General features: G+C 63.4%; 3 protein-coding genes. All 3 read left to right on the top strand.

What is annotated here, in order from left to right:
- The first annotated feature begins 559 nt into the window (after positions 1–559).
- Positions 560–1,864 (top strand): pyridoxal phosphate-dependent aminotransferase, encoded by a 1,305-nt coding sequence (locus VJ604_RS06210; RefSeq protein WP_324080733.1) that lies wholly within the window; start codon positions 560–562, stop codon positions 1,862–1,864.
- Positions 1,865–2,295: 431 nt separating this feature from the next.
- Complete coding sequence (locus VJ604_RS06205) at positions 2,296–3,129, top strand: CheR family methyltransferase (RefSeq protein ID WP_324080730.1); 834 nt, start codon at positions 2,296–2,298, stop codon at positions 3,127–3,129.
- Positions 3,130–3,166: 37 nt separating this feature from the next.
- Positions 3,167–3,582 (top strand): HAMP domain-containing protein (locus tag VJ604_RS06200; protein WP_324080728.1); only part of this gene is annotated, 416 nt, incomplete at its 3' end.

The raw sequence follows: 3,582 nt of genomic DNA, 5'->3' as shown, positions 1-3,582 counted from the left end.
GACCAGGCGGAGCAGCAGGGGGCGCTGAGACGGGACCAGGCGGTGCGGGTGCTGGAGACCGTGGATGACTGGGCACGGCTGGAGTCCCCCGCCGGCTGGGTCAGGTGGCGCGACCCGGACGGCCGGCTGACCATCTCGCTGCAGGAGTAGCGGCACCCGCATCTGCAACGCCATCATCCCCCCCTCCTTTGACGGTAGGCGGGACGAGTCAGACAGGGGGACAGACACCTGACGGAGCCAGTCCCCTCTTTCATCCTCACGTGTCCGAGCGGACGATAGCGGCAAGCTCCTCCACAGCTCTCGGCACAGAAAAGCGTTGACAAGGAAGCACCTCCATGATATTCGACTCTCCCATGTATACTAACAGCGTTACATCCGGTGGCATCGACCACCTGGCGGCAGCGGCGGCTAGACCTTAACAGAGCCGCCACTGCTGATTTGGGAAAAACAAAAATTTCACCGAAGGCCGTGGGGGATACCTGCGGCCTTTTTGCATTAACGAACCGGAAGTTTGGACTGTAAAACATATCAACTTGAGACTGATTCAAGGGGGAAACAGATGCGTAACGAGATTGTCACTCCCGGCGCGGGAGAATTGACCTACGAGATCAGGAACATCGTGACGGTGGCCGAGAAGGTGCAGCGGCACGGGGTGAAGATCAACTGGGAAAACATCGGCGACCCGATCGTCAAGGGTGAGATCATCCCCAACTGGATGAAGGAGATCGTGGCGGCTGCGGCCATGGAGGACGAGACCTACGCCTACTGCCCGACCCGCGGCGTGCTGGAGACCCGCGAGTTTCTCTGCGAGATCACCAACAAGCGAGGCGGCGCGCAGATCACCCCCGACGACATCATCTTCTTCAACGGCCTGGGCGACGCCATCGCCAAGGTGTACGGCAACCTCCGCCCGGAGAGCCGGGTGCTGATGCCCTCCCCCACCTACACCACCCACTCGATCGGCGAGGCAGCGCACGCCAACGCGAGCCCGGTCTGCTACCGCCTGAAGCCGGAGGACAACTGGTACCCCGACATGGAAGACCTGGAGTGCCACGTCAAGTACAACCCGCAGATCTGCGGCATCATGCTGATCAACCCGGACAACCCGACCGGCATGGTCTACCCGGTGGAGGTGCTCAAGAAGATCGTCGACATCGCCCGCACCTACGACCTCTTCATCATCGCCGACGAGGTCTACTCCAACATCGTCTACAACGACCAGAAGACCGTCCCCATCTCCGACGTGATCGGCGAGGTGCCGGCCATCGCCATGAAGGGTATCTCCAAGGAGCTCCCCTGGCCGGGCTCCCGCTGCGGCTGGATCGAGGTCTACAACGCCGACCGCGACCCGCGCTTCAAGAAGTTCACCAACTCGATCCTCTCCTCGAAGATGAACGAGGTCTGCTCGACCACCCTGCCGCAGCGCTGCCTGCCGGCCATCATGAAGCACCCCAACTACCAGCTCTACCTCCAGGAGCGGATCGGCCGCTACGAGAAGATGAGCAACATCACCTACGAGGCGCTGAAACAGGTCCCGGGGCTGGCGGTGAACCGCACCAACGGCGCCTTCTACATGGCGGTCCCCTTCAAGGAAGGTGTGCTGAACAACAGCCAGAGCCTCCCCATCGAGAACGCCGAGGTGCGCCAGCTGGTGGAAGGGATCGTGGACGCGCCGGGCGTCGCCCCCGACAAGCGCTTCGTCTACTACATCCTGGCCCACACCGGTATCTGCGTGGTGCCGCTCTCCTCCTTCAACACCAACCTGCTCGGCTTCAGGGTCACCCTGCTGGAGCGGGACGAGGCGGAGTGCCGCAAGATCTACGGCACCCTCACCGAAAAGATCGCCCAGTACCTCGCGTCCTAGACGCCTCCAAGCCCCGCCCGAAACGGCGGGGCTTTTTTTTGCCCCCCGCCGGGACTCCGAGCGCCTCTCGTCCGAAAGTCCCCCCTCCCGAAGGGGGAGGGGCAGGGAGGGGGAGCACTGTGACAACCGGGGCAGAAGCGGCAGGACAGCCCTTCGACAGGCTCAGGGAGCACGGCTCATCGCTTGCAACAGCGGGGGCACAGCGCGGCTTCCCTCACCCCTGCCCTCTCCCGGTGGGAGCGGGATAGTTGGAATAAGCGGAATGTGTTACTGCCGGAAGGCCCTGCTAGCAAGCCTTCATTGACTTTTGACGCGCAATTTGTTATGCACTTTTCATCGCCGGCCGTCTCATCACCAACACTGTAGAGGTTTTTGATGTCCCCGATTTCACAAGGTGCCAGGCGGATCGCCCGGGCGGCCGGCGGCTCCCCATGTTGAGCCAGCGGCTGCGCAGCGAGACCGACATCCCGCCGGAGACCTTTGAGATCATCGGCCGTATCCTCAAGGCCCGCTCCGGCTTCAGCCTGGAGGGGTACAAGGACCAGTGCGTGAAACGGCGCATCGCCATCCGAATGCGCGCCACCGAATCTCCCTCGCCGCAGGCCTACAGCGACCTGCTGACCGAGAGCCCCGCGGAGCAGGAGCTTTTGCTGCGCGTCCTTACCATCCACGTCTCCCACTTCTTCAGGAACCCTTCCACCTTCGAAAAGCTCGCCGAAGAGATCATCCCCGACCTTGCCGTCCGGCGCCACGTCCGCCAACTGCGCTTCACCAGCGTGGGGTGCGCCTCGGGGGAGGAGCCCTACACCCTCGCCCTCCTGATGCGCGAGCGCTTCCCCGAACTACTCGACGGGGAGCGGGTCTCCATCCTGGGGATCGACATCGACCAGGGGGTGCTGGAGGGGGCCAAGGACGGGCTCTACCACCCCGACCGCCTGGCCGAGGTCCCCTCCGAACTCAGGTCGCGCTGGTTCACCCCGCAGGGGCAGCGTTTCCAGCTGGCTGACGAGATCCGCTCGCTGGTCACCTTCCAGCAGGGGGACGTCAACGATGCCGCCAGCCGGCCGGCCAGCGACCTGATCCTGTGCAGGAACGTGCTCATCTATTTCGAGCGGGGAAGGCAGGAGGAGATCCTGAGCGGTTTTGCGGACGCCCTGGGGAAGGGGGGGATCCTGGTGTTGGGCAAATCGGAGACCCTGTCGAGCGCCAGCCGGGCCCGCTTCCGGACCGTCTGTCCGGTGGAGCGGATCTACCGGGTTCTTTAAAGAGTTTAGAGCATCGCCTCAAAAGGAGCATCAACGCATGTACATTCAGATCGGCTACAAGTTCATCCTCGGATTCCTGGCGGTAGTCGCCTGCGTGGCCTTCGTCCCGGGCTGGGTAACCGGGCTGGGCTACTCCCCGGAGATGACCCACCTGCTCTCCTACGTGGTGGCGCTCACCATCGGGCTCATACTCGGCTCCTTCTTCTCCAAGAGCTTCACCAGGAACATCTCGCTTTTGCGCGGCGCCACCGAGGCGATCAGCCAGGGTGATCTCTCCAAGGACCTGCCGGTCAGGGAGACCCGCTTCCCGGACGAGACCCACGACATGGCGCTCTCCATCAACGCCATGGTGGAAAGCCTGCGCACCCTGGTGCGCCAGATCAGGGGGACCGCCGAAGGGGTCTCCGAATCATCCCGCACCCTCTCCACCACCGCGCTGCAGGTGAACGCCTC

Source organism: Geomonas sp. (assembly GCF_035254065.1).
Taxonomy (GTDB): domain Bacteria; phylum Desulfobacterota; class Desulfuromonadia; order Geobacterales; family Geobacteraceae; genus Geomonas.
Note: the sequence above shows the minus strand (reverse complement) of the source record. Positions and strands in the feature narration are given on the sequence as shown.

Bases quoted from the DNA above. Each gene is read 5' to 3' on its own strand.
- VJ604_RS06205 (WP_324080730.1), top strand. From the start codon at position 2,296: ATGTTGAGCCAGCGGCTGCGCAGCGAGACCGACATCCCGCCGGAGACC.
- VJ604_RS06210 (WP_324080733.1), top strand. From the start codon at position 560: ATGCGTAACGAGATTGTCACTCCCGGCGCGGGAGAATTGACCTACGAG.